Source organism: Azospirillum sp. TSH64, assembly GCF_003116035.1.
Classification (GTDB): Bacteria; Pseudomonadota; Alphaproteobacteria; order Azospirillales; family Azospirillaceae; genus Azospirillum.
This window is the reverse complement of sequence record NZ_LGQW01000015.1, coordinates 4,513,135-4,539,795: the sequence shown is the minus strand read 5'-3', so window position 1 is coordinate 4,539,795 and position 26,661 is coordinate 4,513,135. Positions and strand designations below refer to the sequence as shown.

Here is a 26,661-nt window from a genome sequence, read left to right as displayed (position 1 = left end):
TCGCGGCCAGGGGCCGGTTTCGCTCCCGCCATGTAGCTTTACTACATACTCCTGTCGGGAGGAGGCTGGCAAGCGCGTCGCCTGAGCAATTCGGTCGCAGGGGAGGGGCGGTAATTGAGAGGAAGGTCACAGAAAACAAGGCTTTTAAAGCGTGGAGCTGTTGGATCCCGCGTCGCGTGCGCTTCTGTAGTGTTGCTACATCATGGCCCTGCCGACGGCTCAGCGAGGGTGTCCGCAGACGATGAATCGGCCCCGGCCGGCATGCTTGGCCTGGTAGAGCGCATCGTCGGCGGCCTTCAGCAGATCCTGGGCGTTGCCCGCATCCCGCGGATACAGCGCGATGCCGATGCTGGCGCCCACCGACAGGGTGTCGCGGCCGAGTTCGATCTCCGCCGACACCGCCTGGATCAGCTTGCCGGCGACGTGCTCCACATCGCGGAGCGACCCAGGGCCTTCCAGCAGCACAGTGAATTCGTCGCCGCCGATGCGCGCCACGAGGTCGGATGTGCGCAGGCATGCCGTCAGCCGTTCCGCCGTCACCCGCAGCACCCGATCGCCGGCATCGTGACCCAGCCGGTCGTTCACCGGCTTGAAGCCGTCGAGGTCGATGAACAGCAGGGCAAGCGGCTGGCCGATGCGCTGGGCGTGGGCGAGTGCCGAGTCCGTGCGGGCGAAGAACAGCCGGCGGTTGGGCAGGCCGGTCAGCGGGTCATGGTTGGCGAGATGGTCCTTTTCCGCTTCGCTGCGGCGAAGCATCTCCTCCATCTCCCGCCGGCCGGTGATGTCGCGGGAGATGCCGACGACGCCCAGGATGGTGCCCTGCGGGTCGCGGCAGGCGGTTTTGAGCGTTTCCATCAGCCGGCGCCGGCCATCGGGATAGACGAACCACTCCTCGCCGCGGGTCATCCCCTCCCGCATGGCGCGCAGGTCGGTCTGCCGGCGACGCTCCGCCGCATCGCCATCGACCATATCGATGTCGCGCAGGCGGCCATTCGAATTGAGGTGCCAGCCGACATAATCGAGGAAGGCACGGTTGTAGTTCAGGAAGACGCCGTCGCGGTCCTTGAAGAAGACGATGTCGGGCATCGAATCGATCAGGCTTTGCAGGACGGCACGTTCCTGATGCAATGCCTCCAGTGTGGCGCGCTGGTCGGTCACGTCTTCCATCAGCCACACCTCTCCGCCATGGGTGAGATAGGCGAAGAAACGGATCCAGCGGCGGGCGCCGTCCTTGCGGGTCACCTGCAATTCGGTCAGCACCGAGGCCTCCGCCTGCCGCGCGGCATCGTAGCGTTGACGAATTTCCCGGTCCCGGCCGAGATAGGCCGACTTGAACCATGCCTCCATCGTCGGCAACTCGTCCTGCCGGAAGCCGATCAGCCGTTCCGCCGCGTGGTTGACGAAAATCCGCTCGCCCTCGACATAGGCGGCGGCCATCGGCAGATTCTCGACCATCCGCGACAGGTGCAGCTTCGGCGCAGGCGTCGGCTCCATCCCTGCAAGCGGCCTTGCATGGACGAGCATCGCCAGACGCCCGTCCGTCAGGCGGAGCCCCGAACAGTCGCAGGCCAGGACGGTCTCGGCACTCCCGTCCTTTCCCCGGCCGTCTCCCCCGGTGCCGACCGTCCAGCGCTCACCGATCCGCCCGCCGTCCGACAGGCGCCGGGCATAATCGGGCAGGCTCCGCCGGACCGTTTCGGGCAAACCGCCGACAGCGGCCGGTTCCCGGACCGACCGGACATCCCAAAGGTCGCAAGCCGCCCGATTGGTCCACAAGATATCGCCTGTTTGCAGATCGATGACCCAAACCGGATCGGAGATCAGGCAAAAGGCCGACAAATCATTCGTAGACCAATGACGATCCGACAGGTGGCTGGTGCAGGCTGCGGCGCCCATGGCAAAGGGAACTCAAGGTGGAGATCGTCGACAGCATACGGGCGTAAACGTTAAATTCATACGAATGCATTGTTGCAGGTCAGCCGGGATGACGCCTGCATAGCGGACGGCGCACCGGGGCGCCTGTAATATTCGACTGCGCCTTAGGCGGAGGCTTCCGCCGATCCGCTCGGAAGGCCGGTCAGGGCAAATCCAGCTCCTGGATATCGCGGGGCGGCGCGCAACTTCGACTTGTCTCTGGCTTGGGGAAGCGGCAGCTCTGCCGAGCGGACCGTCAGCGCCCGGCCGGCTTCGGCCCCAACACGCAGGCAACGGCGGCCAGGATCAGCACCAGCGCCGCCGCCAGCCGCAGCGTCACCGGATCGCCCAGCAGCAGCACGGCGCCGCTCACGCCCACCACCGGGATCAGCAGGGTGCTGACCGCCGCCTCTCCCACCGTCAGGCGGCGGACGGTGACGTACCACAGGGCCTGCGCCGCGCAGAGCGAACAGACGATGTGCCAGGCGAAGCCGACCCAGACCTCGGGGTGGATTTCGGACGGCGCCGGCCTCGTCTCCGTCGCCGCCAGAAGGATCATCGGCGGGGCGCACAACACATACTGCCAGCCGGTGATGACCATCGGGTGGGTGCTCCAGACCCGCCGCTTCATCACGATGGTGCCCAGCGCCCAGGCCAGCGCCGACACCAGCATCACCGCTGGGCCGGCCAATTGCGACGGGGGCGCCGACAGCGCTGCCGGCCCCAGCAGGACCAGCAGACCGGCAAGCCCGCAGGCCAGCCCGACGATCTGGCGCGGCCCCGGCCGCTCGCCCAGCAGCGGGATCGCCAGCAGGGTTGCCCACACCGGCATGGTGAAGGCGACGATGGCCGCCTGCGAAGTCGCCATCAGGCTCTGGCCCAGCGCCGTGCACAGGTTGAAGACCAGCACGTTGCACAGCCCCGCCGCCACCAGCGCCGGCCATTCCCCCCGTTCCACCCGCAGCCGGTGTCCGGCCAGTCGTGCCGCCCCCAGCAGCAGCACCGCCCCGGCGGTGAAGCCGATGGCCCGCAGGCTGAAGATCGGCATCTGCGTCAGGATGGTCTTCACCGCCGGCCAGTTCAGGCCCCAGAACAGGCTGATGACGGCGATCAGCAGATATTTGACGGGATCGCGGCCGGCGCCGCTGGCGGCGACGGCGGTCATGCGACGGTCTTGCCCTCGAACCCATCCAGGAAGCTCGACAGGTTGGCCGACAGATCGTCGATGGCGTAGCCGCCCTCCTGCACCAGAACCGTCGGCAGTCCGGCTGCGGCGAGCAGCGCGCCCATGCGGGCGAAGCCCGGCGTGGTGACGCCGAAGGCGGCCAGCGGGTCGTTGATGAAGGTGTCGAAGCCCAGCGAGACGAACAGCATCTCCGGCGCGAACCGCCGGATCGCATCCAGGCCGTCGCCGATGGTCGCAAGCACCGTCGCCTCGTCGCTGCCGATGGGCAACGGCAGGTTCAGGTTATAGCCCTCGCCGCGGCCGATGCCGCGTTCCTGCGCATAACCGGCCATGTGCGGATAGAACTCGGCCGGGTCGCCGTGGACCGAGACGAAGAACACGTCGTCGCGCTCGTAGAAAATGTCCTGCGTGCCGTTGCCGTGATGGACGTCCACATCGATGATCGCCACCCGCGCCGGGCGGCCCTGGGCGCGCAGCAGCGGCAGAACCGACTCCGCTGCGACGGCGACATGGTTCAGGTAGCAGAACCCGCCGGCCATGTCGCGGGTGGCATGGTGCCCCGGCGGCCGGCACAGGGCATAGGCCGCACTGTCGGCCCCGGTGGCGACCAGCTTCGCCGCGTGGATGGCGGCGTTGGTCGCGGCGCAGGTGGCGGCCCAGGTGCCCTCGCCGATCGGGCAGGCGGTGTCGAACATGTGCCAGCCGGCCTGCCCGACGATGCCGGTGGGGTAGTTGGGGGCCGCCTGCATCCGGTGGACGTTGGGCAGCACGACGTCGCCCATGTCGCCCGCCGCCACCCAGCGCGCATGCGCCGTCTCCAGGAAGGCGAGATAGGCGGGGGTGTGGACGGCGGCACGTGGGGCGGAGCCGTAATCGTCGGGCAGGATCAGCGTCTCGCCGCGCTTTTCGATCAGCGAGGCCAGCGCGCCGACCCGTTCCGGCTTCTCCGGCAGGGCGCGCAGCAGGCCCTTGTTGAAGTAGGTGGCGGGGCGGTGCAGGGCGGCGTCGGGGTGATGGACGAACTTCATGGGGGAACTCTCCGGAGAGCGGACAGGCTCAGGGCTTTCCAGCCGTGGCGACCAGCGTTTCGAACAGCACGGCAGCACCGCGGGCACCGTCGGCGGGGGCGATGTTCTCTACCTCGTTGTGGCTGATGCCGTCCTCGCAGGGGATGAAGATCATCGCCGTCGGCACCTTGCCCGCGACATAGACCGCGTCATGGCCGGCGCCCGACACGATGTCGCGATGGCTGAAGCCGAAGCCGCTTGCCGCCTCGCGCACCCGGTCGACCAGCGGCTTGGCGAAGGGCGTCGGCGGGAAATGCCAGAAATCGGCGATCTCGGCGCCCACCCCGTTCTGCTCGGCAATCGCCGCGACGGCGGCGCGGAAGCGCCGGTCCATGTCGGCCAGCGTGTCGGCGTTCGGATGGCGCAGGTCGACGGTGAAGAAGACGCGGCCGGGGATGACGTTGCGCGAATGCGGGTGGACGTCGAGGATGCCGACGGTGGCGCAGGGGTCGCCCGCCGTCTCCAGCCCGACCCGCTGCACCGCCTGCACCATCGCCGAGGCGGCGACCAGCGCGTCGCGGCGCAGGCGCATCGGCGTCGGGCCGGCATGGGCCTCGACACCCGTCACCGTCACCTCGTACCAGCGCTGGCCCTGCGCGCCGGTGACGACGCCGATCTCCTTGCCCTCGACCTCCAGCACCGGCCCCTGTTCGATGTGGGCCTCCAGATAGGCGTGCATCGGGTGGTCGACCGGAGCCTCGCCGTCATAGCCGGTGCGGACCAGCTCGTCGCCCAGCCGCGCGCCGTCCTGCGCCACCTTGTCGAGAATCTCGTCCAGCGTGAAGACGCCGGTGACGACGCCCGATCCCATCATCGGCGGCGAAAAGCGCGAGCCCTCCTCGTTGGTCCACACCGCGACCTCGACCGGGTGCAGCGTCTCCACCCCGCGGTCGTTCAGCGAGCGCACCACCTCCAGCGCCGCCAGAACGCCGAACACGCCGTCGAAGCGCCCGCCGGTCGGCTGGGTGTCGAGATGGCTGCCCATCACCACCGGGGCCAAGCTGTCGTCGCGGCCCTTGCGGCGGGCGAAGATGTTGCCGATGCGGTCGACGGTCACGGTGCAGCCGGCGGCCTCGCACCAGGAGACGAACAGATCGCGGCCGGCCTTGTCCTCGTCCGACAAGGCGAGGCGGCAGCTGCCGCCCTTGGCGGTGGCGCCGATCTTCGCCATCTCGGCGAGGCTGTCCCACAGGCGCTGGCCGTCGATGGGCAGATTGGAGGGGAGGGACATGGAAACTCCACGCAGAATTTTTCGTTGAAGGCAGGGGGGAGCGGGGAGAGCGGTCAGGCCGCTTCGCGCCTTTCCCGTGCCCGGAGGTCGACCATCGCCAGCACGGCACGCAGCATCGGCACGTCCACGCCGCACCGCTCCGCCAGCTCGATCGCCGATCCCAGGATCGCATCCAGCTCCAGGCGCCTGCCGGCCTCATAGTCCTGCAGCATCGAGGTCTTGAAGTCGCCGACGCCGGCGGCCATGGCGATGCGTTCGTCCACGCTTGTGGTGAAGACCACGCCCAGCTTTTCCGCCACCGCCTTGGCCTCCAGCATCATGGCGCGGCCGGTTTCCCGCGTGCCGGGGTCGTTGCACAGCCGGCCCAGCGTCGATCCGGTCAGCACGCTCAAGGGATTGAAGGCGAGGTTTCCCCACAGCTTCACCCAGATCGCCTGCCGGATGTCGGCGGTCTTCGCCGGCTGGAATCCCGCCTGCCCGAACAGCGTCACGATGCGGTCGACCGCCGGATTGTCGCGGCCCCCAAGATCGCCGCCGGCATCGCCGAACACGAAGCGCTGGTCGCTGACATGGCGGATGCGGCAGGGACCGTCGCCCTCCACCGCGACGAAGCTGGTCGCCCCCACCACCCGGTCGGGGTCGATGGTGCGCCACAGCAGCCCGTCGGGATCGACGCTGGCGAGCGGCCGGTCGGCCAGCGGCTCCGGCTGGCGGTGCGGATACCACCAGGGGATGCCGTTGACCATCGGCACGATTGCGGTCTCCGGCCCCAGCAGCGGCGTCAGCGTGTCGATGGTGCCGCGCAGCGCATGGGCCTTGACGCAGAGGAACACCAGATCCTGCGGTCCCAGCGACAGGCTGTCGTCGGTGACGCGCGGGCTTAGCCGGGCGACGCGGTTCAGCGGCGTCACCATGGTCAGGCCGTTGCGGCGGATGGCGGATGCGGCGTTCGGCCGGGCGACCAGCGTTACCTCGGCGTCGGTGGCGCCCAGCCGGGCGGCCAGCAGACCGCCGACGGCGCCGGCCCCGATGATGGCGACCTTCATTCAGTGCGCTCCTGCCGGGACGTTTTGCAGGTCGTCCGGGATGTGCCAGGCCTTGCCGGGAATGGCGTCGAGCAGGCTGCGTGTGTAGGCGTCGCGCGGATGGGTGAAGACCTCCCGCGCAGTGCCCATCTCCACGATCTTGCCGCGGCGCATCACCGCGATGGTGTCGCAGACCTGGGCCGCCACCCGCAGATCGTGGGTGATGAAGAGCATGGCGAGATTCAGCCGCCTGCGGATGTCGTCCAGCAGGTCCAGCACCTGCCCCTGCACCGACACGTCGAGCGCCGACACCGGCTCGTCCGCCACCAGCAGCTTCGGCTCCATGGCGAGCGCGCGGGCGATGCCGATGCGCTGGCGCTGGCCGCCGGAGAACTCGTGCGGGAAGCGGTCGGCGGCCGAACCGTCTAGCCCAACCATCGCCAGCAGTTCCCGTGCGCGGGCCAGTGCCTTGCCGCGGTCCTCGCCGAAGGCCACCGGGCCTTGCGCCACGATGTCGCCGACGCGGTGGCGCGGGTTCAGCGAGGCGTAGGGGTCCTGGAACACCATCTGCACCGCCCGGCGGTAGGGCCGGAAGCCCTTGCGGTCGAGCGCCAGCAGGTCGGTGCCCTCGAACAGGATGCGCCCCGAATCCGGCTTGATCAGCCCGACGATGGAGCGGCCGAGCGTCGATTTGCCCGACCCGGATTCGCCGACCAGACCGACGGTCTCGCCGGGGTGGATGGTCAGCGACAGGTCGTCGCCGGCCACCACCTGCTTGGACTTCTTGAACAGCCCGCCGCCGACGTTGAACACCTTGCGCACCTTGTCGGCGACCAGCAGCGGTGCGCCCGTCTTGGCATGGTCGTCGCGATGCTCGATGTAGTGCGGGACCGAAGCGATCAGCTGCCGGGTGTAGGGGTGCTGCGGCCGGTTCAGCACGTCCGATGCCGCGCCATATTCGACCAGCTTGCCGTGGCGCATCACCGCCACCCGGTGCGCGATCTCCGCCACCACGCCGAAATCATGGGTGATGAACATCATGCCCATGTGGCGTTCGGCCTGGATCGAGCGGATCAGGTCGAGGATCTGCTTCTGGGTGGTGACGTCCAGGGCGGTGGTCGGCTCGTCGGCGATCAGGATGTCGGGCTGGCAGGCCAGCGCCATGGCGATCATCACGCGCTGGCGCTGGCCGCCCGACAGGCGGAAAGGATAGGCTTCGGCCAGTTCGGCCGGGTTGGGCAGCCCGACCTGGTCCAGCAGTTCGACCACGCGGGCGCGGCGGGCGGGGGCGGGCAGGGCGGTGTGCTCGCGCAAGCTCTCGCCGATCTGGCGGCCGACTCGCATCAGCGGGTTCAGCGCCGTCATCGGCTCCTGGAACACCATGGCGATGCGGCCGCCGCGAAGGCTGCGCTGCTCCGCCTCCGGCATGGCCAGCACGTCCTTGCCCTTGAACAGCAGGCTGCCGCCGGATACCCGGACATGGGGAGCCGGCAGCAGCCCCATCATGGCGTGCGCGGTCATCGACTTACCGGAGCCGGACTCGCCGACCACGCAGAGGATCTCGTCGGGATTCAGGGTGAAGGTCAGGTTGTCCACCGCCAGCGGGCGGTCGGCGCCCGGCGGCAGCGCGATGCTGAGCCCGCGCACATCCAACAGGGGGGTGTTCATGGCGGCGGTCTCCGGCGGGGTGCGCATAACGTTGAACTGGCTCATCGGATCACCCCCGCGACCGGGCGAGCTTCGGGTTCAGGGCGTCGTTCAGCCCCTCGCCGACGAGGTTCAGCGCCAGCACGGTCAGCACGATGGCGAGGCCGGGGAAGACGCTCATCCACCAGGCCTGCCGGATCACCGTGCGAGCGGCGCCGATCATGTAGCCCCAGCTCATCGCGTTGGGATCGCCGAGGCCGAGGAAGCTCAGCGAGCTTTCCAGCAGGATGGCGGTCGCCACCATCAGCGAGGCCGACACGATGATCGGCGACAGGCTGTTCGGCAGGATCTGGCGCAGGATGATGGTGCTGTTGCTCTGGCCGGTGGTGATGGCGGCTTGGACGAATTCGCGCGAGCGCAGGCTGAGGAATTCGGCGCGGGCCAGACGGGCCAGCGGCGGCCAGCTGACGATGGCGATGGCGAGCACGATGGTGGTCAGGCTGGGGGTGAAGATGGCGACCAGCACCACGGCCAGAACGAAGTTCGGAATGGTCTGGAACAGCTCGGTGAAGCGCATGATGGCGTCGTCCACCTTGCCGCCATGGAAGCCGGCCAGCGCCCCCAGCGTGACGCCGATGGCGAGCGCCGCCGCCGTGGAGGTCAGGCCGATCAGCAGCGAAACCCGCGCCCCGTGGGCGATGCCGGATGCGATGTCGCGGCCCAGCATGTCGGAGCCCAGCAGCGCATCCTCCGACAGCGGCGGCTGGAAGGGCGCCGTCGCCATCTCCCACGGGTCGCCGGGGAAGAAGACCGAGGCGAAGGCGGCCAGAACCACGATGGCGATCAGGATCGCCAGCCCCAGGACAGCACCCTTGTTGCGGGCGAAGGCCCGCCAGAAATCGGAATTCATCATTGCGACACCTGGATGCGCGGATCGACGAGGCCGTAGAGGATGTCGGTCAGGATGTTGAAGAGGATCACCATGATCGACGTGACCAGGAAGATGCCCAGCAGCACCTGATAGTCGCGCTGAAGCACCGCCTCGAAGGCCAGCCGGCCGATGCCGGGCCAGGCGAACACCGTCTCGATCAGGATGGAGCCGCCGACCAGCTGGCCGGCCTGGATGCCGGCGACGGTGATGACCGGCAGGATGGCGTTGCGCAGGACGTGGCGGGTGACGATGCGGCCCTGCGTCAGTCCCTTGGCCTTCGCCGTCTTGACGAAATCGAGGCTGCGCACCTCCAGCATCGAGGCGCGGGTCAGGCGCGCATAGCCCGCCATGTAGAACAGCGCCAGCGTGATGACCGGCAGGATCAGGTGGACCGCCACGTCCGCCACATGCGCCAATCCGGTATAGCCGGCGCCGATGGTCTCGTAGCCGAAGGCCGGCAGCCAGCCGAGCTGGATGGAGAACAGGAGGCTCAGCATCAGCCCGATCCAGTAGATCGGCGTGGCGTAGGCGAGGAGTGCGATGACGGTGATGGCGCTGTCGGCCCAGGTGCCGACGGTGACCGCCGCCAGCGTGCCGAGCGCCACGCCGGCGGCGAGCGCCAGGATGAAGGCGGTCAGCGTCAGAACCAGGGTGGCCGGCAGCCGTTCCGCCAGGATGTCCCAGACGGGCCGCTGCTGGCGGTAGGAGAAGCCGAGATCGCCCTGCACGACCTTGCCGATATAGGTGCCGAGCTGTTCGTAGATCGGCCGGTCGAGCCCGAACTGCTCGCGCAGCTGCGTCACGAACTTTTCGTCGGCGGCTCCCGCCTCGCCCGCCATCACCATGGCCGGGTCGCCGGGGGCGGCATGGACGAGAAAGAAGTTCATCACCACGATGGCGATCAGGATCGCGGCGGCCTTGACGAGGCGGCTCGCGAAGAGTTGGGCGAATCCCAGCATGGGCGTGGTCCTATTTCAATTGCCGCGCTCTGGCCTCTCTCCCGCTCATACGCCGACGAAGATTCCCCCTCTCCCCCCCGGGGAGAGGGGCGGGGTGAGGGGGAGGCATAGCGTGGATTCTCGGGGAGGGCTTGCAGCGCGTCCCCCTCACCCTATCCCCCCTCCCCAGGGGGGAGAGGGGATAGCGGGGGAAATCAACTCACTTCGCCAGCCAGACGCTTTCATAGGTGTCGTTGACACCGATGGCCGTCGTGTTGGCGTTCTTCACACGCTTGTCGAGGAAGGTCGGGAATTCCATCTCCAGCAGCCAGACCACCGGCAGATCGTCGGACAGGATGCGCTGGACCTCGCTGTACTGCTCCTGGCGCTTGGCGGGGTCGTTCTCGCGCGAGGCTTGGTCGAACAGTTCGTCCACCTTCGGGTTGGAATAGCCCATGGTGTTGGTGAACAGCACGCCCTTGCGGATGTTCGACGAGATGTAGGTGCGGGCCACGCCCAGCGCCGGGTCGCCGTACTGGTAGAGGAAGTTGGTGGTGATCTCGTAATCCCAGTTGGCGACGCGCTGCGCCCAGCCGGCGGCGTCGGTGCTTTCCAGGACCACGGAAACGCCGACCTTGCCCAGCGCCTGCTTCAGATACTCGCCCAGCCGGGTCCAGGTCTCGCCATAGGGCATCGGCATCAGCTTGACGGTGGCGCGCACGCCCTTGCCGTCGGGCTTCAGCCCCATCTCGTCGAGCAGGGCCTTGGCCTTGTCGAGGTTGGGCTCGTAGGTCGTGACCTTGGGGTCGTAGAACTTGACCACCGAGTTGATCGGGCCGGTCGGCACGCGGCCGAGGCCGAACCAGATCTTGTCGCGGATGAACTTGCGGTCGATGGCGTAGGCGATGGCCTTGCGGAAGCGCTTGTCGTCCAGCGGCTTGACGCGGTGGTTGATCTCCAGCCACGCCATCGGCGCCACGAACTCGTAACCGGCGGTGGTCAGCGTCACGTTGGGCAGGGTCTTCATGCGCGGAACCTCGAAGGGCTCCAGGTCGCTGTACTGGGTCTGCTGCACCTGCCCGCTTTCCAGCGCCAGCGAGCGGCTGGCGGCGTCCGGGATTACACGGAAAGTGATGCCGTCGAGATAGGGCAGGTCCTTCTTGTAATAATCTTCGTTGCGGACGAGCTGGATGTAGCTGCCCTTCACCCATTCCTTCAGCTTGAATGGGCCGGTGCCGATGGGGGTGGTGTTGGCCGGGTTGGTGCGGTAATCGCTGCCCTCATAGATGTGGGCCGGCACGATGGGGGCCGATGACACCTCGAAGGCCTGGATGAAGGCCGGGAACGGCTCCTTCAGCTTGAACTCGACGGTGTGGTCGTCCAGCGCCTTGATCGACTCGCAGCGGCTGAACGCGGCGCGGGCGCGCGGGTGGACCTCCATCAGGAACTTGGAGGTGGAGAACACCACGTCGTTGGCGCTGAACGGCTTGCCGTCGTGCCACTTGACGTTCTGGAACAGCTTGAAGGTGTAGGTCAGGCCGTCCGGCGACACGGTCCAGCTCTCGGCCAGCGACGGCAGCGGGTTGAGCTTGCGGTCGTAGGTCAGCAGGCCCTGATAGATCTTGCCGGCGACGGTCTGGGTCGGACCCTGCTGGTTCAGGCCCAGCATCAGGGTCGGCGGCTCCGGCTGGACGATGGAGTTGAGGACACCGCCGCGGACCGGCGTTTCCTGGGCCATGGCCGGGGCGGCGACCAGCGCCGCGGTGCCGGGGATGGTGAGGACGGCGGCCAGCAAGCCGGCGGCGGCGGCGCGGTGGACGCTGCGGCGGAAGCCGCGCTGGATGCTGGCGGGGATACCGGAAAGGCGTCGTGTCATGCGGGTGTCCTCGTCTCCAGATGGTGTCGTTGTCGAATGCGACCCTGTCGTCTTCGTTCTTCTTTTGGGAAAGTCGGGAGGATCAGCGCGGCCCGGTCGGGCCGGTGGTGCCGTCCAGCCAGCGCAGCAGCGAATCCCATTCCAGGACGCCGGCGCGCGGATAGGCACGCTCATACTGCTGGGCGGTGTGCTCGCAGACCTCCGGCGACGGGTAGATCAGTGGACGGCCGCCGGCCATCGCCATGATCTGCTGCTTGCAGGCCTGCTCCAGGTAGTACATCAGCACCGCCGCCTCGGCGACGTCCTGGCCGACGGTCAGCAGGCCATGGTTGCGCAGGATCATGCTGTGATGGTTGCCCAGATCGGCGACCAGCCGTTCCCGCTCCGCCAGATCCAGCGCGATGCCCTCGTAGGTGTGGTAGGCGATGCGGTTGTACCAGCGCAGCGAATGCTGGGTGATCGGCAGCAGCCCGTCGGCCTGGGCGCTGACCGCCATGCCGGCGTCGGTGTGCAGATGGATGACCGCGCCGACGTCCGGGCGGGCGTGGTGCACCGCGCTGTGGATGGTGAAGCCGGCCGGGTTGATCTCGTCGCCGTCGCGCCCGTCGACCAGATTGCCGTCGATGTCGACCTTCACGAGGTTGTCGGGCGTCACCTCGTGAAACATCAGGCCATAGGGGTTGATCAGGAAATGGTCCGGCGTGTCCGGAATCCGGGCCGACATGTGGGTGTAGATCAGGTCGGTCATGCCCAGCCGGTCGAACAGCTTGTAGGCGGCGGCCAGATCGGTGCGCGCCTTCCACTCCACGTCGGAATAGGTGCCGCTGGCGCGGGGAGCATGGGCGGCGGTTGCGGTCAGCGTCTTGGCGATCATCTTGCGGGTCTCGTCAGGCAAAGGGATCAAACAGGTTCCAGGCCGCACCAGCCGGCGATGAACAGCGCCAGCACGCGGGTCACGTCGCGCAGGCTGTCCAGCGACACCGATTCGTCGATGCCGTGGATGCGCGTCGCCTCCGGCCCGTAGCAGGTGGCCGGTGTGTCGCCATAGAGCTGGAAGAATCGCGCATCGGTCGTGCAGGTCAGCGCCACCAGCTCCGGATCGCCGCCGCGCACGGCGCGATGGCTGTCGGCCAGCATGGTCACCAGCGGGTGGGCCGGGTCGATCTCGCAGCCGGCGGCCTGGAAGCCGTTCCACTGCAGCTCGATGCCGACGCCGGACAGGGCCGGGTCGGTGGAGCGCGCCTGCTCCACCGCCCGGTTCACCTCGGCGCGGACCGCCTCCGGCTCCTGCCCGGGGAAGAAGCCGAGCCGGAGGTCGAGCGCGCAGCGCGTCGGGACTGACGACGGCCACTCACCGCCCTTGATCCGGCCGAGATTGATGTTGACGGGATGGGCATGGCCGCAGAAGGCGGGATGGCGGCAGGACGGCTCGTTCCACCGCACCTCCAGCGCCTTCAGATGCGCCGCCAGCGCATAGGCCGCCTCGATGGCGTTCACCCCGGCCGAGGTGTCCAGCACATGGGCCGGCGTGCCGGTCAGCACCAGCCGCACCCACATCACGCCGACCTGGGCGATGGAGATGGAGTGGTTGAACGGCTCCGGGATCACGGCGGCGTCGGCGCGATAGCCGCGATGCAGGCAGGCGAGAGCGCCGTTGCCGGTGCATTCCTCCTCGATCACCGACTGGAGATAGACCGGCGCGGCCGGCTGGTAGCCCAGCGTGCGCAATGCTGAGAAGGCGGCGGTGAAGGCGGCGATGCCGGCCTTCATGTCGCCGGCCCCGCGGCCATAAAGCCGTCCGTCGGCGATCCGCGGCTCGAAGGGCGGGGTGGTCCACAATTCCGCCGGGCCGGTCGGCACCACGTCGATATGGCCGTTCAGGATCAGCGAGCGGCCTTTCGATTCGCGCGGCTTGTGCACGCCGACGACATTCTCGCGGCCGGCATAGGCGCCGGGGAGAACCGGCGGCGAGAAGCCCGGCATGCGGGAAATCGCCTGCTCGTCGATGTCGAAGCGGTCGACCTCCAACCCGAGCGCGGCGAAGCGGTCGGCCATCAGCGCCTGCGCCCCGGACTCGTCCCCCAGCAGCGACGGCTGGCGGACGAGGTCGGACAGGTGCGACACGCAATCGCCCTGCGCCGCGTCGGCGGCGTCGAGGATCGCGGCGCGCAGGCCGGGGTCCGGCAACACATGGTCGAGACGGTCTGCCGTATCTCGTGTCATTCTAAATCCTTTGCCCGAATCCATTTCGCTGCTGCGGCACGGATGCACGGGCGGGTGGAAAAAGACGAAGCTGTTGCGTTGCGGCCTATCCCAAATGGATATGGCCGCCATAACGGTGCATTATGCAGTGTCCGGCGTGGCGATGTTTGAAGGCCGCCATGTGTCGATTAGGAAGGCATCCAATCGATCAGGCAAATAAGCATTTTTCATTTCGCCCATGAATCTGATTTATGCCGCAGTTGCTCACAACGCACTCATGTGCGTAGAATTTGGGCGGCAACAGCGATGCACCGGAATTGGGCAGCGATCGGGAGGGCGGGACGGTGAACGAAACCGAGGCGGAACGGCAGGCCCTGGCCCGGCTGGGCCAGCAGATGGACTGGAACCTGCTGCGCACCTTCATGGTGATCGTGCAGGAAGGCAGCATCACCAAGGCCGCCGTCCGCCTGTTTTTGACGCAGCCGGCGGTCAGCCTCGCGCTGAAGCGGCTGGAGGAGCAGCTTGGCCGTACCCTGATCGACCGCGGTCCCGGCCGCTTCGCCGTCACCGCCGCCGGCGAACAGGTCTATGACGAGGCGGTGACGATCCACGCCACGGTGTCCCGTCTCGGCGCGCTGGTGCGCGACGCCAAGGACGAGGTGAGCGGCCATGTCCATATCCTGATGACCAGCCGGATCCAGACCCCGCTGCTCGACCGCTCACTGCGGGAATTCCACCGCATGTACCCGTTGGTGACCTTCCGCATCGACGTCATGGCGTCGGCCGACGCGCACATCGCGTTGCAGCAGCGGGTCGGCGCCATGGCGATCTGCCTGCTGCGCGAACCGATCCCCGGACTGTCGGCCCAGGTCTTCCTGCGCCAGACCTACCGTCTCTATTGCGGCCCGGATTTCCGCCTGTTCGGCCAGCGCGACATCGACATCGCCGAACTGCGCCACGAGAGTTTCGTCTCCTTCACCTCCGACCAGATCGACGGCGCCCTGTCGCCCCTGACCCTGTTCCGCGCGCGGGAGGGCTTCGCCGGCCGCGTCGTCGCGTCGTCGGCCAATCTGGAGGAAGTGCGGCGGATGATCGTCTGCGGTCTCGGCATCGGCCCGCTGCCCGAACACATCGCCGCCCGCGACGTGGCCGACGGTCTGCTGTGGGAACTGCCGCCCTATGAGGGCATCGCGCCGGTCAACGTGCACCTGATCTGGAACGAGCAGGCCAAGCTGAACCGCGCCGAGCGGGCTTTCCTCGACTATCTTCAGACCGCTCTGGCCACCGCGCCGGCCAGGGAGCTTGCCGGGGTGGCCGAGGAGAACAGTCCCACTCAAAGAGCGGGGGACGAAGTGTTCGCCATTGCGCGGTCCAGGACATCGTAGATGCGCGGATCGCCCATCTGGGCGACGTTGAAGCGCAGAAATCCCGATGCGGAGTGCGAGACGCTGAACACGTCGCCGGGCGCGAGCACGACATCCTCGCGCAAGGCCGCGCGGGCGACGTCGGCGGCGTTCCGTCCATCGGGCAGGCTGCACCAGAGATAGAAGCCACCGCGCGGCATCAGCCATGGTGTCAGGCCCATCGCTTCCAGACGGGTGGCCGTTTCGCGCCGTGCCCGTGCCAGACGCCGGCGCAGCCCGTCGAGATGCTTGCGGTAATTGCCGTCGTTCAGGGTGGCGAGGACGAGTTCGGCCGCAGCCGGGCTGGGGCCGCCGAAGTTCGTCGCCACCTGCAGATCGACCAGCGCCTCCACCCAGTCCAGCCGCGCCGCGATGTAGCCGCAGCGGATCGAGGCTGACAGCGTCTTGGAAAAACTGCCGATCCGGATCACGCGGGCCAGCCCGTCCAGTGCCGCGAGGCGGGGAGACGGCTCGGGCTCGAAGCCGGCGAAGATGTCGTCCTCGACGATGGTCAGGTCCTGTGCGGCAGGGTCGTGGGCCGCGGCGGCGCAGAGCAGGCGATGGGCGGTCTGCGGCGTCATCGTGGCGCCGGTCGGATTCTGAAGGGCGGAGTTGGTGATGTAGAGGCGCGGCCGGTGCGCCGCCAGCGCCTGGGCGAACAGCTCCGCATCCGGCCCGTTGCGGGTATAGGGCACGCCGACGACCCGCGCCCGATGGGCGCGCAGCAGCGCCTGGAAATTGAAATAGCAGGGGTCGTCGATCAGCACCGTGTCGCCCGGCCGCAGCAGCAGGCGGCAGATCAGGTCGATGGCCTGTGTGCCGGAGGCGGTCAGCAGGATCTGGTCGGCACCGGCGGCGATCCCTTCGTCCGCGAACTGGCGGGCCAGCAGCCGGCGCAGCGGCAGCGATCCGCGCGTGCCGCCATAATCCGCCAGCAGCCCGTCATCCGCCCGCGCGAGCTGGCGGATCGCCCGGCGGATCGCCGCGTTCGGCATCCAGTCGGCCGGTAGCCAGCCGCATCCCGGCTTCAACATCTCCGCCCCGGCATCGAGCGACTGCCGCGAGACCCAGAAGGGATCGATGGCACGGTCGCGCTGCGGTTCGGCCTCGACCAATGCCAGCGGCGGCATGGCACCCGACACGTAGAAGCCCGATCCAGGCCGCGACTGGATCGCGCCGTCCGCCGCAAGCCGGTCATAAGCCTCCACCACGGTCGAGGGCGACACGCCCATGGTGGCGGCGAAGCTGCGGATCGATGGCAGCTTTTCCCCCGGAGACAGCTGGCGGCTCGCCATCCTGCGGCGGATCGCCTCCATCACCTCGCCGGTGCGCGTGCCGGTCCTGCCCATGATGCCCCACCGCAGAGAAGTGTATTGATCTATGAACCAATACAGTTTGGCGGAATTGTATGGGACTGTCCCTGTTTCCGCCAGAGGCCATCGCGCTAGGATCGTGCTGCGAATTCTGGGGTGCGGAAGGAAAGCGGGATGCGGACGTCGACGGCGGGATGGGGCAGCGGGCTGCTCGGCGTGATCATTTTCAGCGGTTCGCTGCCGGCGACGCGCGTCGCGGTCGGCGGCTTCACGCCGCTGTTCCTGACCGCGGCGCGGGCGGTGATCGCAGCAGCCCTGGCGGCTGCGCTGCTGGCGCTGCTCCGGCAGACCTGGCCGGCACGGCGCGACCTGCCCTCTCTCGCCATCGTGGCGCTCGGCGTTGTCGCCGGCTTTCCCCTGCTGACCGCGCTGGCGCTCCAGCACATCACCTCGGCGCAGTCCATCGTCTTCATCGGCCTGCTGCCGCTCGCCACCGCCCTGTTCGGCGTGCTGCGGGGGAGGGAGCAGCCGCGGCCGGCCTTCTGGCTGTTCTCGACGGCGGGCAGTCTCACCGTCGCAGGCTTCGCTCTGTGGCAGGGCGGCGGGGCGTCGCTGACCGGCGACCTGCTGATGATCCTGGCGATCCTGCTCTGTGGGCTCGGCTATGCCGAGGGAGCGACCCTGTCGCGCCGGCTGGGCGGCTGGCAGGTGATCTCCTGGGCGCTCGTGCTGGCGCTGCCCCTGATGGCGGGGGCGGCTCTTGCGACCATGCCGGACGATTGGAGCGGTGTCGCCGTGCCGGCCTGGATCGGGCTCGGTTATGTGTCGGTGTTCAGCATGCTGGTCGGCTTCGTCTTCTGGTATCGCGGGCTGGCATTGGGCGGCATTGCCGGCGTCGGGCAGTTGCAGTTGCTCCAGCCCGCCTTCGGCCTGCTGTTGGCCGGGCTTCTTCTGCACGAGCCGGTCGCCTGGACGATGATCGCCGCGACCGGGCTGGTCGTGCTCTGCGTCGCCGGGGCGAAGCGGTTCGCCTGATCGCCTAAACCAGCCCGCCTGCCTTGAACCCGGTCATCGCGACGATGACGGCCAGCAGGGCGAGGATGGTCGCCAGCCCGATCGGCAGGGCGCGGCGGTAGATCGCCCCCTCCGACCGCTCCAGCCCGACCAGACCGGCGGCCAGCACGATGCGGCCGGGGGTCAGCATGGTGCAGATGCTGCCGGCAACCGTCTGGACCGCCGCGATCAGGATGGAGGGCAGGCCGCTTTCAGCGGCAAGGCTCAGCTGGATGTGCATCATCAGGGCGTTCGACGCCGTGTTGGAGCCGGTCAGCATGCCGGCCGCGGCACCGAAGACCGGGCTGGCCAGCACGGCGAAACGTCCGGCCACCTCGCGCCAGGCATTGCCGAACATCGCCGCGCCGCCCGAGGCCGCCATGAAGGTGGCGAACTCGACGAAGACCAGCGTCGCCGCCATCGGCACCAGGGCGGCGCGAAGGGCGCTGCGCACCACCTTTCCGGCCTCGGCCCTCGGCAGGCCGGCCAGCAGGATGCCGGCGATCAGCACCAGCCAGGTCGCCGGATGGCGCAGCAGTGCCAGTGGGGCGAGGCCGCCGAACGGGTCGAGCACCAACCATTGCCCGGTCCAGTCCGACAGCGGCGGCAGCAGGCGGGTCGCCATCAGCCCGGCGATCAGCAGCCCATAGGGCCAGAGCCGCTCGGCCAGTTCGCGGACGCCGGTGCCGCTGCGCAGCAGCCGCGGCCCCTCCACCATCAGCAGCAGGACGGCGGTCGCCAGCCCGCCGCCGAGTTCCGGCGCGACGAACCGGTTGGTCAGCCAGATCAGCCCGGCCAGACAGAGCAGAAGGGCGACGTCGGTCGCCCGCTCCCGCAGGCTGGAGCGCAGCCCCGACGACTGGATCAACCCCCAGAACACCGGCAGGAGACAGGGCAGCACGATCGCCATCAAGAGGGCGCTGGCGGTTCCAAGCTCGGTGAAGGACACGCCGATCAGTTCGGCCCCGACCCGGCTGCCGACGCCCATCGCGCCCCAGGCGGCCAGGACCTGACTGAACAGGCCAAGCGCCGCCGACTGCACCGGCGGCAGCCCCAGGCTGCGCAGCATGGCGAGCGCCACCACCAGCCCGACGCCGAACCCCGTCACCGACTCTGCGAAGGGACCGACCAAAAAGCAGGCGACGAAGACGGCGCGCCGTCGGTTATCCTGGGCGACCGCGGCCGTCCGCGTGCCGCGCGCCTCGAAGGCACGGTGGAACAGCAGTCCGGCGGCGATGATCGACATCGCGTGCCATGCCAGCCATGCCCCTTCCCCTGCCTTGACGGCGGCCAGACCCAGCACCGGACCGGCCGAGGGCTGCGCCATAATCATCGGGGCGACCATCGTGACGAGTGCCAGCGCCATGCCGGCGATCCCGGCGGACAGCAAGCTGATCCGGCGGGAGGCAAGCAGCAGGATCGTGCCGACGAGCGGCATCATGTGGAAGGCAAGAATCATGATCGGCCAGACGCGTTCCGGAAGGGGGAGTTCCGGCGCTAATCCTGGCCGGGGCCATTGGATACTAGTATATCTGCGGTGGCGCAACCATTCGGCGCCGGCAATGGCGCCGAATGGTTGCGAAGGATGCTGGCAGACGCGTCAGGCCGGCGTGTCGCGGTGGATCTTGAAGGGCGCCCAGGACTGGCTGACCGGCATGATCTCCACGCTGTTGATGTTGACGTGCGCGGGAAGCGAGACCACCCAGCGCACAGTCTCGGCGATGTCCTCGGGCTGGAGCGGGTTGGCTCCGGCATAAAGCGCGTCGTAGGCGTCCTTGTTGCCGCCGGTGCGCACCAGGGTGAACTCGCTTTCCGCCAGACCCGGCTCGATGGAGGTCACGCGCACGCCCTGGGCCGACAGGTCGCTGCGCAGGCCGAGCGAGAACTGCCGCACGAAGGCCTTGGTGCCGCCATAGACATTGCCGCCGGGATAAGGCCAGTTGGACGCGACCGACGCGAGGTTGACGATCAGCCCGCGCTGGGCGATCAGCCGGGCCAGCAGCAGCCGGGTGATCGTCACCAGCCCAGTGATGTTTGTGTCGATCATCGTCCGCCACTGGTCGAGGTCGCAGTCCTGCGCCGCCCCGGTGCCGAGCGCCAGCCCGGCATTGTTGACCAGGACGGAGATGTCGGCGAAGGCGTCGGGCAGGGTGGCCAGGGCGGCGCTGGTCGCTTCCTCGTCGCGGATGTCGAAGCACAGCGGATGGACGACATCCCGCCCGCCCAGCGCCTCGACCAAGGCGTCCAGCCGGTCCTGGCGCCGCCCGGTGGCGACGATCCGCCAGCCCTCCGCCACCAGCCGCCGGGCGATGGCGTCGCCGAATCCGGAGGTGGCGCCGGTGACGATTGCTATCTTCGCGGCGGTGTTCGACATCGTTCGATCTTTCCTCGTGACGGAAGTGCGTGGCAACCATATAGCCGGAAACCGTCCGGGTCGATGGTCGCCCGCGCTCCAGCCTAAAGCGACGCTCCGCCGCAGACGAGGATCTGCTGACCGGTGATGGCCGCCGCGGCGTCGGACAGCAGGAAGGCGGTGAGCGCCGCCACCTCCTCCGGCTTGATGAAGCGGCCGATGGGCGGAAGCTTCGGCGGCACGCCGGTGCGGTTCGGATCCTTCAGCATCGGTGTGTCGGTCGCCCCCGGTGCCACCACATTCACCGTGACGCCGCGCGGCGCCAGTTCCAAAGCCCACGAACGGGCAAGCCCGACCATCGCCGCTTTGGTCGCCGCATACTGGCTGCGGCCTGCCGCCCCGTGCGCCGTGCGGCTGCCGATCAGGACGATCCGGCCACCGCCGTCCGCCAGATGCGGGGCGACATGCTCGACCAGCTGCGTCGCGGCCTCCACATGCAGGCGCCACATCGCCCTCGCATCGTCCCCGGCAACGTCGCCCAGCTTGCCGACCCGCATGACACCGGCGGCATGGACCAGCGCATTGACGGCCGGCAGAGCGGCCAGCGCCTTTGCCACGGAGTCCGGCGCCATCAGGTCGGCCGGGGTGAAGCGCAGGTTCGGGTGGTCGATGGTGGGGGCCGACCGGCTCATGCCCTCGACCAGCCAGCCATCCTGCAACAGCCGTTCGGCGATGGCGGCACCGATTCCCGAACTGACGCCGGTGACGAGGGCGCGCCGGCGAGGGCTTTCCGTGTTCATCCCGGCTCCCTCCCTCATGCCACGGTCAGGGCGATGCGGCCGAGGCCGGGGAAGTCGGCGACGGCGCGGCTGCCGGGCTGGATGAAGATGGTGCCGGTGCAGGACCCGGTGGTCACCGTGTCGCCGGCATGCAGGCCGCCGAACGGCTGGGCGCCGACATTGGCGAGCCAGGCCAGCAGGCGGATCGGGTCGCCGGCCTTGTTGCCGCCGACCGTGTCGATCCTGCGCTCGCCGTCGATGTCCAGCGTCAGAGGTTGGGTCACCGGATCGATGCGGCGCCAGTCCGCCGTGGCAGCGCCGACGATCAGCGCACCGTGGTTGCCCTGATCGGCCAGCGAGACGAGCGGCCCCTGCGATCCGTAGGCGGTGAAGCGGGTGTCGCAGATCTCGAAGGCCGGATGAATGGAGCCGACGGCGTCCAGCACCTCGTCCCGCGTCCAGGGCTCGTCACGGGCGGGCAGGTCGCTTTTCAGGCGATAGACGATCTCCGCCTCGATCCCGATGAAATGGAACATCGCGGCGGGCAGCGTTTCCGTGTCGAAGAACAGCGTGTCGGAATGGATGGGCGCGCTCGACGGTTCGGCGTCGGGGGCCGACGCGCCGACCTTCCAGCCGGTCACCGGGCCGATGCCGCGGGCGACCTCGGTCTGGATGGCGTAGGCATCGGCCTTGTCGGCGGGCATCGCCGCCGGCGGCAGGGCGTCGAGCGGGCGATTGTCGCGGCGCGCGGCGAGCAGCGCGCCGGCGGCTTCAAGAACGGCCTCGGCGGTCATGGTCATGGGACAAGTCCCCGGAAAATGAGGAATCGGGCGGGCGGGGACGCCGGCTGGCGCCCCCATCGCCGGTCAGTTGCCGCCGCCCACCCAGACGGGCGAGACGCGGCTGTATTTGATGGCCTGCCGGAAATAGGTGAAGGCGACATGCAGGTCGCCCTCCGTCGTCTGGGTGACCGACGGGTAGGAGAATTCCCGGTTCAGACTGTCCTTGGAATTGTTGGTCATGCAGTAGCCGTCACCGACCTCCAGGTTCCGGCGCAGCGGCCAGGTCAGCCCGCCATCCTCCGACAGGGCCAGCGTCAGCGGCGCACGGGGAGCGCCCCAGAAGGCCTTGCGGGCGGGCGCCTGCGCCGGCTTTGCGGCGACGGCGGTGGCAGCGGCGCCACCGGCCGGGACGTCGTCTTCGATCTCGTCATAGAGCGAGGCGCGGCGCTCGGTCGCGTTTTCCGCACTGGATTCGTTGAAGACGATGGCGAGCCGGCCGTCGGCCAGCGCCGTCACCTGGATGGAGGAGTTGTTGTTGGGCAGTTCGGTCGGAACCGGCACGCTCCACGTCCGCCCATTGTCGGTAGAGACGCTGCGATAGACATGGTCGGCCCAGCGGCTGCGGTAGAAGGCGGCCAGCGTGCCGTCGCGCAACGGCACGACGCTCATATGGACGCAGCCGACGCTATCCGGCACCGGATGCTCGGTCCAGCTTTCACCGCGGTCGGACGAGATGCGGACGGCGCTGGTGTCGTTGTCGCCCACCCACTTCTCACCCGGCGTGCCGTGGCAGAGGAAGGTCGGCAGCAGCCAGTCGCCGTTCGGCAGCACCACAACCGGCTGGCGGATGAAGATGCCGTCGCCGCCGTTGCCCTCGAACAGGGTGCGGATCGCACCCCAGCTTTGCCCATGGTCGGCGGAGCTGCGGCAGCGCACGACGGCGGTGTCCTGGTTGCCGGAGATTTGCGCGGTGTAGAACAGCCACAGCGTGCCGTCCGGCGCCGGGAACAGCACCGGGTTCTGTTCCGAGCGGGTCGGGTCGTCCGACAGCTTGACCGGATCGGTCCAACGGTCGGAGCCCCGGGGCAGCCGCGAGAAATAGATCGAGATGTCGGGGATGCCTTCCTGGGTGCCGCCGAACCAGACGCAACCGAGATCGCCGTTGCCGAGCACAACGATGTTGGCGGCATGGTTCTGGACGCAGGGCGACGGCAGATAGGCGTCGCGGCGCCCGGCGTCCCCGTCCACGGGCGCAACGCGCCCGCGGTCGGTGGTGGAGGGCAGGGTCGAGGGTGTGGTCATGTCGGTCACATGCAAACTGGGGAAGGGGCAAGCTGGGGAAACGGTCAGCCTATGGCGGTCACCCTGCGTCGGCCTGCGGCGGGGCGGCGACCATCGCCGGGGCGCTGCGGCCGCGGACCAGGCGCTCAACCGCCATCACCAGCATCGGCGTCAGCAGGGCGATGTACATGTTGTCGATGCCGTAGGGATTGCCCATCACGTACCAGACGGTGGTGCTGACGGTGGCGCCCAGCAGGCCCAGCGTGGCGCCCAGGTTGCTGGCGAACAGCGGCAGGAAGAAGCCGATCATGGCGACGACCGTGATCGACAGGCGCAGCGCCCGGGTGAAGAAGGACAGCTTCAGGATTTCCGGCACGAAGAAGACGAAGATCAGCGGCAGGAAACCGATGATGAGAGACAGGATGCGGGTGGTGCGGAATTCCTGCTCCGGCGTCGGCTTCTTCCACGGCACGTAGAAGTCGCGCACCGCCAGCGAGGCGATGGCGAGCGCCACCGTGCTGACGCTGACGAAGACCGAAGCGACGAGCGAGGTGGTGACGATGGCGGCCATCAGCGGATGCATGGCGTCGAGGAACACCGGCAGCGCGTACAGGCTCTTCATGTCGGGATGGAGGTAATGCGCGGTCACGCCGATCAGCGCCAGCATGATGCCGAGCGGCAGGCAGAAGATCGCGGCATAGAAGGCGGAGCGCTGGGCCTCGCCGGCGCTGCGGTTGGACGAGATCGCCTGGATGACGAACTGGGTGGAGAAGATGGCGCCGACGGTGCCGATGACCCAGGCGAAGATCGTCGGCATGCCGATGGTGCCGTCGATGGTGAAATAGTGGGCCGGCAGCTTCTCGACCATCGGGCCGATGCCGCCGCTGAGCGACAGCGCGGTGCCCAGCAGGAGCGCAATGCCCAGCAGCTTCAGCGCGCTGTGCAGGATGGTGACGTAGGCGATGCCCTTCAGCCCGCCGAACACGTAATAGAAGGTGCTGACCACCGCGATGATGACCATCGCCCAGGTCAGATTGAGGTTCATGACGGTGGACAGGGCGGCGGCACCGCTGACGTAATTGCCGACATTCACCAGCAGCAGCGCATACATCATGATGATCGACACCGTCCGCATGGTGGAGGTGCCGTAATATTTCGCGATGGCGGCGGAGATGGTGTATTCGCCCGACCCGTAGATGCGCTTGGCGAAGAACAGGCCGAACAGCAGGAAGCCGATGGAGGCCCCCAGCACCGACCAGGCCGACGCCATGCCGGAGCTGAAGGCTTCCTGCGCCGTGCCGACGGTGGATTTGGCGCCGATGAACTCGGACATCAGCAGGACGCCGACGACGGCTGCCGGCATCGACCGCGCGGCGTTCATGAACTCGCCGTTGTTGCGGCTGCGCAGCCGGATGGTCAGCCAGGAGGTGAAGAGGATGTAGAGGACGACGATCCCCAGGATGAGCGCACTTTCTCCACTGGTGAAATGGTTCATGGACGGTGTCTCCCTAACGGGCGGATGGATCCGCCTTCAGTGTTGTTCGGGGATTTGGCGCCGGCCTGTTGCGTCGCGGCGCCATGCGGCGTGGAACAGCGTCACACCGCTTCGGCGTAGCGTGCCGCGATGGCCTTGACCTTGGCGTCCACCTCGTCGGCGACCAGCACCGGGGCGCGGCTGAAACCGACCTCGGGCATGGCGCTGCGGAGCGCGCGCTTGACCATCGCCGGCGGGAAGCCCAGCGCGTAAAGCTCCTTGCGGAGCGTGCTGAAATGGGTCTGGTGCCTGTCGGCCGCGGCATCGTCGCCGGCCACGAAGGCGGCGTGGATGCCGTTGAGCGTTACCGGCGCGATGTTGCCGAGGCCGGAGATGCAGCCGGCCGCACCGTTGCGCAGTCCATGCAGCACCAGCGAATCCGGGCCGACCAGCACGTCGAAATCGTCACGCTCGCGCGCGATGGCGAGGAAGCCGTCCAGGCTCTCCTGCGAGCCGGCGCTGTCCTTGATGCCGATGATGTTGGGGTGGTCGGCCAGGATACGGGCGGTCACCGGCTCCAGCGTGTTCCCAGTGCGAGCCGGGATGTTGTAGAGGTAGACCGGCACCGTCAGCGCGTCGGCGACCCGGCGGTAATGCTCCACCAGCTCGGCCTGCGAGCAGGCGATGAAGGACGGCGTGATGGCGGAGACCGCCTTGACGCCCAGTCGTTCGACCGCTTTGCCCAGCGCGATGGTCTGGTTGGTGGAGATCTCGCCGATATGGGCCAGCACCGGCACCTTGCCGTCGGCGGCCTCGACGCAGGTCTCCGCCACCGCCAGCTTCTCGTCGAAGGACAGGGCGTAGAATTCGCCGTTGGTGCCGGCGCAGAAGACACCGTTTCCGGCGGACGCCTGCCGCTTCACCTGTCGTCGCAGCGCTGCGAATTCGACGCGCTCGTCGTCGTCGAAGGGGGTGACGATCGCGACGAAAGGTCCGCCGATCTTGCCGCTGGTCTTGCTCATGGGATTGGCCTTTTCACGAACGGGATGAGGGCTGGCGCCGCGCCGTCAGGCGGCGGCGCGGTACATGCCCAGGATGTCCTCGCGGCTGAGATCGCGCGGGTTGTTGTCGAGCAGCCGGCGGATGGCGTGCGCCTCCTCGGCCATGGCGGCCAAGTCGGCCTCGGGCACGCCGAACGCCGACAGCCGCATGGTGCAGCCGAGCTTCACGCACCAATCGTGCGCGGCCTTGAACACCGCGGCCGGATCGGTGGCCGCCGGCAGACCCAGCGCTTCCAGAACGGCGGCGGTCTTGGCCGGGACGGCCGGCGCGTTGAAGGCCAGCACATGCGGGAAGATCAGCGCGTTGGCGGCGCCGTGCGGGATGTGGTGGCGGGTGCCCAGCGGATAGGCGACGGCATGGCCGGCGGCGGTGTTGACCGGACCCAGGCAGATGCCGCCATAGAACGACGCCAGCGACAGGCCGGCCCGCGCCTCGCGGTCGCCGCCGTCGGCGATGGCGCGCGGCAGGAAGCGGCCGACCAGCCGGATGCCTTCCAGCGCATAGAGGTCGATCAGCGGATGGGCCTTGCGGTTGGTGTAGGCCTCCACGCAATGGGCCAGCGCATCGACGCCGGTGGCGGCGGTCACCGCGGCCGGCACGCTCAGCGTCAGGTCGGGATCGACCACCGCGACGTCGGCCAGCATATGGACGCTCTGCACAGCCAGCTTGCTCATCGTCGCCGGGTCGGTGACCAGCGCGCGGGTGCCGACCTCGCTGCCGGTGCCGGCTGTGGTCGGAACCTGCACCAGGACGGCGCGCTTGGCCGCCACCTTCTCCGGCCCGACCACGTCGCGGATGGTCTGTCCGCTGCCGGGCAGGACGGCGGCCAGCTTCGCCAGATCCATGGCGCTGCCGCCGCCGAAGCCGATCACCACCTGCGGCTCCACCCGTTCGGCGACGGCGAGCAGCGCCTCAAGGTTGGGAATGTCTGGTTCCGGCTTGATGTCGGCGAAGACGGTGACCTCACCTTCCAGGCCCAGCCGGTCCACCCGCGCCGCGTTGAAGGCGTCGGCGACAACCAAAATGCGGGTCAGGCCGCGCTCGCGCACCCAGCGGCCGGTCTCAGCCGCCGTGCCGGCGCCGAAGGCGACGCGGGGCGGGCGGAGCAGGTCGATGGGCGTGGTCAGGTCGATGGTGTTCATGA

General features: G+C 68.5%; 22 protein-coding genes. 2 read left to right on the top strand and 20 right to left on the bottom strand.

Going from position 1 to position 26,661, the window contains the following annotated elements; translation table 11 throughout:
- Positions 1–219: 219 nt before the first annotated feature.
- From TSH64_RS21935 to TSH64_RS21885, 11 genes are all read right to left on the bottom strand, one after another.
- A complete protein-coding gene (locus TSH64_RS21935; RefSeq protein ID WP_247873085.1) occupies positions 220–1,704 on the bottom strand; it encodes a sensor domain-containing diguanylate cyclase in 1,485 nt (494 codons plus the stop codon).
- 466 nt (positions 1,705–2,170) lie between these two features.
- Complete coding sequence (locus tag TSH64_RS21930; RefSeq protein ID WP_109448236.1) at positions 2,171–3,079, bottom strand: DMT family transporter; 909 nt, start codon at positions 3,077–3,079, stop codon at positions 2,171–2,173.
- Positions 3,076–4,128: a histone deacetylase family protein gene (locus TSH64_RS21925; protein ID WP_109448234.1), complete on the bottom strand. Its 1,053-nt coding sequence runs from the start codon at positions 4,126–4,128 to the stop codon at positions 3,076–3,078. Before TSH64_RS21925 ends, TSH64_RS21930 begins: the two co-directional genes overlap by 4 nt.
- A 28-nt stretch (positions 4,129–4,156) precedes the next feature.
- Positions 4,157–5,398, bottom strand: a complete 1,242-nt coding sequence (locus tag TSH64_RS21920; RefSeq protein WP_109448232.1) for a Zn-dependent hydrolase — start codon at positions 5,396–5,398, stop codon at positions 4,157–4,159.
- A gap of 53 nt (positions 5,399–5,451) precedes the next feature.
- Entirely contained in the window at positions 5,452–6,444 is a 993-nt protein-coding gene (locus TSH64_RS21915) for a 2-dehydropantoate 2-reductase (RefSeq protein ID WP_109448230.1), read from the bottom strand.
- Positions 6,445–8,136: an ABC transporter ATP-binding protein gene (locus TSH64_RS21910; RefSeq protein ID WP_247873084.1), complete on the bottom strand. Its 1,692-nt coding sequence runs from the start codon at positions 8,134–8,136 to the stop codon at positions 6,445–6,447.
- Positions 8,137–8,140: 4 nt separating this feature from the next.
- Positions 8,141–8,983 (bottom strand): ABC transporter permease, encoded by an 843-nt coding sequence (locus tag TSH64_RS21905; protein ID WP_109448228.1) that lies wholly within the window; start codon positions 8,981–8,983, stop codon positions 8,141–8,143.
- Positions 8,980–9,960 (bottom strand): ABC transporter permease, encoded by a 981-nt coding sequence (locus tag TSH64_RS21900; protein WP_109448225.1) that lies wholly within the window; start codon positions 9,958–9,960, stop codon positions 8,980–8,982. Before TSH64_RS21900 ends, TSH64_RS21905 begins: the two co-directional genes overlap by 4 nt.
- A gap of 199 nt (positions 9,961–10,159) precedes the next feature.
- Positions 10,160–11,815, bottom strand: a complete 1,656-nt coding sequence (locus tag TSH64_RS21895; protein WP_109448223.1) for an ABC transporter substrate-binding protein — start codon at positions 11,813–11,815, stop codon at positions 10,160–10,162.
- 82 nt (positions 11,816–11,897) lie between these two features.
- Positions 11,898–12,689, bottom strand: coding sequence for a class II aldolase/adducin family protein (locus TSH64_RS21890; RefSeq protein ID WP_109452926.1), 792 nt, complete (start codon positions 12,687–12,689; stop codon positions 11,898–11,900).
- Positions 12,690–12,715: 26 nt separating this feature from the next.
- A complete protein-coding gene (locus TSH64_RS21885; protein ID WP_109448221.1) occupies positions 12,716–14,038 on the bottom strand; it encodes an ArgE/DapE family deacylase in 1,323 nt (440 codons plus the stop codon).
- A 323-nt stretch (positions 14,039–14,361) separates the two neighbouring features.
- Here TSH64_RS21885 and TSH64_RS21880 point away from each other — a divergent pair, with 323 nt between their 5' ends.
- On the top strand, positions 14,362–15,402 hold the full coding sequence (locus TSH64_RS21880) for a LysR family transcriptional regulator (protein WP_247873083.1): 1,041 nt from the start codon (positions 14,362–14,364) through the stop codon (positions 15,400–15,402).
- Here the strand turns inward: TSH64_RS21880 and TSH64_RS21875 are convergent.
- The gene (locus tag TSH64_RS21875) at positions 15,351–16,769 is read right to left on the bottom strand and encodes a PLP-dependent aminotransferase family protein (RefSeq protein WP_109448219.1); all 1,419 of its coding nucleotides are present in this window, start codon (positions 16,767–16,769) and stop codon (positions 15,351–15,353) included. The two genes, TSH64_RS21880 and TSH64_RS21875, sit on opposite strands and share 52 nt — an antisense overlap.
- A 138-nt stretch (positions 16,770–16,907) precedes the next feature.
- On the opposite strand from TSH64_RS21875, the gene TSH64_RS21870 reads away from it, so the two are divergent.
- Complete coding sequence (locus tag TSH64_RS21870; protein WP_109448217.1) at positions 16,908–17,768, top strand: DMT family transporter; 861 nt, start codon at positions 16,908–16,910, stop codon at positions 17,766–17,768.
- Positions 17,769–17,772: 4 nt separating this feature from the next.
- Here TSH64_RS21870 and TSH64_RS21865 read toward each other — a convergent pair whose 3' ends face one another.
- The 8 genes from TSH64_RS21865 to TSH64_RS21830 all read right to left on the bottom strand — a co-directional run bounded on the left by TSH64_RS21865 (position 17,773) and on the right by TSH64_RS21830 (position 26,659).
- Positions 17,773–19,245 carry an L-lactate permease gene (locus TSH64_RS21865; protein ID WP_109448215.1) on the bottom strand — a complete coding sequence of 491 codons (1,473 nt, stop codon included), beginning with the start codon at positions 19,243–19,245 and terminating at the stop codon, positions 17,773–17,775.
- Between the two features lie 141 nt (positions 19,246–19,386).
- The gene (locus tag TSH64_RS21860; protein WP_109448213.1) at positions 19,387–20,160 is read right to left on the bottom strand and encodes an SDR family NAD(P)-dependent oxidoreductase; all 774 of its coding nucleotides are present in this window, start codon (positions 20,158–20,160) and stop codon (positions 19,387–19,389) included.
- A gap of 83 nt (positions 20,161–20,243) precedes the next feature.
- Entirely contained in the window at positions 20,244–20,939 is a 696-nt protein-coding gene (locus TSH64_RS21855) for an SDR family oxidoreductase (RefSeq protein WP_199237630.1), read from the bottom strand.
- A gap of 14 nt (positions 20,940–20,953) precedes the next feature.
- On the bottom strand, positions 20,954–21,718 hold the full coding sequence (locus TSH64_RS21850) for a fumarylacetoacetate hydrolase family protein (protein WP_109448209.1): 765 nt from the start codon (positions 21,716–21,718) through the stop codon (positions 20,954–20,956).
- A gap of 66 nt (positions 21,719–21,784) precedes the next feature.
- Positions 21,785–23,002 (bottom strand): exo-alpha-sialidase, encoded by a 1,218-nt coding sequence (locus tag TSH64_RS21845; protein WP_109452924.1) that lies wholly within the window; start codon positions 23,000–23,002, stop codon positions 21,785–21,787.
- Positions 23,003–23,060: 58 nt separating this feature from the next.
- Positions 23,061–24,476, bottom strand: coding sequence for a sodium:solute symporter family protein (locus TSH64_RS21840; protein ID WP_109448207.1), 1,416 nt, complete (start codon positions 24,474–24,476; stop codon positions 23,061–23,063).
- 101 nt (positions 24,477–24,577) lie between these two features.
- Positions 24,578–25,477 (bottom strand): dihydrodipicolinate synthase family protein, encoded by a 900-nt coding sequence (locus TSH64_RS21835; RefSeq protein WP_109448205.1) that lies wholly within the window; start codon positions 25,475–25,477, stop codon positions 24,578–24,580.
- 45 nt (positions 25,478–25,522) lie between these two features.
- Positions 25,523–26,659, bottom strand: coding sequence for an iron-containing alcohol dehydrogenase (locus TSH64_RS21830; RefSeq protein WP_109448203.1), 1,137 nt, complete (start codon positions 26,657–26,659; stop codon positions 25,523–25,525).
- Positions 26,660–26,661 lie beyond the last annotated feature (2 nt).

Bases quoted from the DNA above. Each gene is read 5' to 3' on its own strand.
- TSH64_RS21930 (WP_109448236.1), bottom strand. From the start codon at position 3,079: ATGACCGCCGTCGCCGCCAGCGGCGCCGGCCGCGATCCCGTCAAATAT.
- TSH64_RS21925 (WP_109448234.1), bottom strand. From the start codon at position 4,128: ATGAAGTTCGTCCATCACCCCGACGCCGCCCTGCACCGCCCCGCCACC.
- TSH64_RS21920 (WP_109448232.1), bottom strand. From the start codon at position 5,398: ATGTCCCTCCCCTCCAATCTGCCCATCGACGGCCAGCGCCTGTGGGAC.
- TSH64_RS21915 (WP_109448230.1), bottom strand. From the start codon at position 6,444: ATGAAGGTCGCCATCATCGGGGCCGGCGCCGTCGGCGGTCTGCTGGCC.
- TSH64_RS21910 (WP_247873084.1), bottom strand. From the start codon at position 8,136: ATGAGCCAGTTCAACGTTATGCGCACCCCGCCGGAGACCGCCGCCATG.
- TSH64_RS21905 (WP_109448228.1), bottom strand. From the start codon at position 8,983: ATGATGAATTCCGATTTCTGGCGGGCCTTCGCCCGCAACAAGGGTGCT.
- TSH64_RS21900 (WP_109448225.1), bottom strand. From the start codon at position 9,960: ATGCTGGGATTCGCCCAACTCTTCGCGAGCCGCCTCGTCAAGGCCGCC.
- TSH64_RS21895 (WP_109448223.1), bottom strand. From the start codon at position 11,815: ATGACACGACGCCTTTCCGGTATCCCCGCCAGCATCCAGCGCGGCTTC.
- TSH64_RS21890 (WP_109452926.1), bottom strand. From the start codon at position 12,689: ATGATCGCCAAGACGCTGACCGCAACCGCCGCCCATGCTCCCCGCGCC.
- TSH64_RS21885 (WP_109448221.1), bottom strand. From the start codon at position 14,038: ATGACACGAGATACGGCAGACCGTCTCGACCATGTGTTGCCGGACCCC.
- TSH64_RS21875 (WP_109448219.1), bottom strand. From the start codon at position 16,769: ATGGGCAGGACCGGCACGCGCACCGGCGAGGTGATGGAGGCGATCCGC.
- TSH64_RS21870 (WP_109448217.1), top strand. From the start codon at position 16,908: ATGCGGACGTCGACGGCGGGATGGGGCAGCGGGCTGCTCGGCGTGATC.
- TSH64_RS21865 (WP_109448215.1), bottom strand. From the start codon at position 19,245: ATGATTCTTGCCTTCCACATGATGCCGCTCGTCGGCACGATCCTGCTG.
- TSH64_RS21860 (WP_109448213.1), bottom strand. From the start codon at position 20,160: ATGTCGAACACCGCCGCGAAGATAGCAATCGTCACCGGCGCCACCTCC.
- TSH64_RS21855 (WP_199237630.1), bottom strand. From the start codon at position 20,939: ATGAACACGGAAAGCCCTCGCCGGCGCGCCCTCGTCACCGGCGTCAGT.
- TSH64_RS21850 (WP_109448209.1), bottom strand. From the start codon at position 21,718: ATGACCATGACCGCCGAGGCCGTTCTTGAAGCCGCCGGCGCGCTGCTC.
- TSH64_RS21845 (WP_109452924.1), bottom strand. From the start codon at position 23,002: ATGACCACACCCTCGACCCTGCCCTCCACCACCGACCGCGGGCGCGTT.
- TSH64_RS21840 (WP_109448207.1), bottom strand. From the start codon at position 24,476: ATGAACCATTTCACCAGTGGAGAAAGTGCGCTCATCCTGGGGATCGTC.
- TSH64_RS21835 (WP_109448205.1), bottom strand. From the start codon at position 25,477: ATGAGCAAGACCAGCGGCAAGATCGGCGGACCTTTCGTCGCGATCGTC.
- TSH64_RS21830 (WP_109448203.1), bottom strand. From the start codon at position 26,659: ATGAACACCATCGACCTGACCACGCCCATCGACCTGCTCCGCCCGCCC.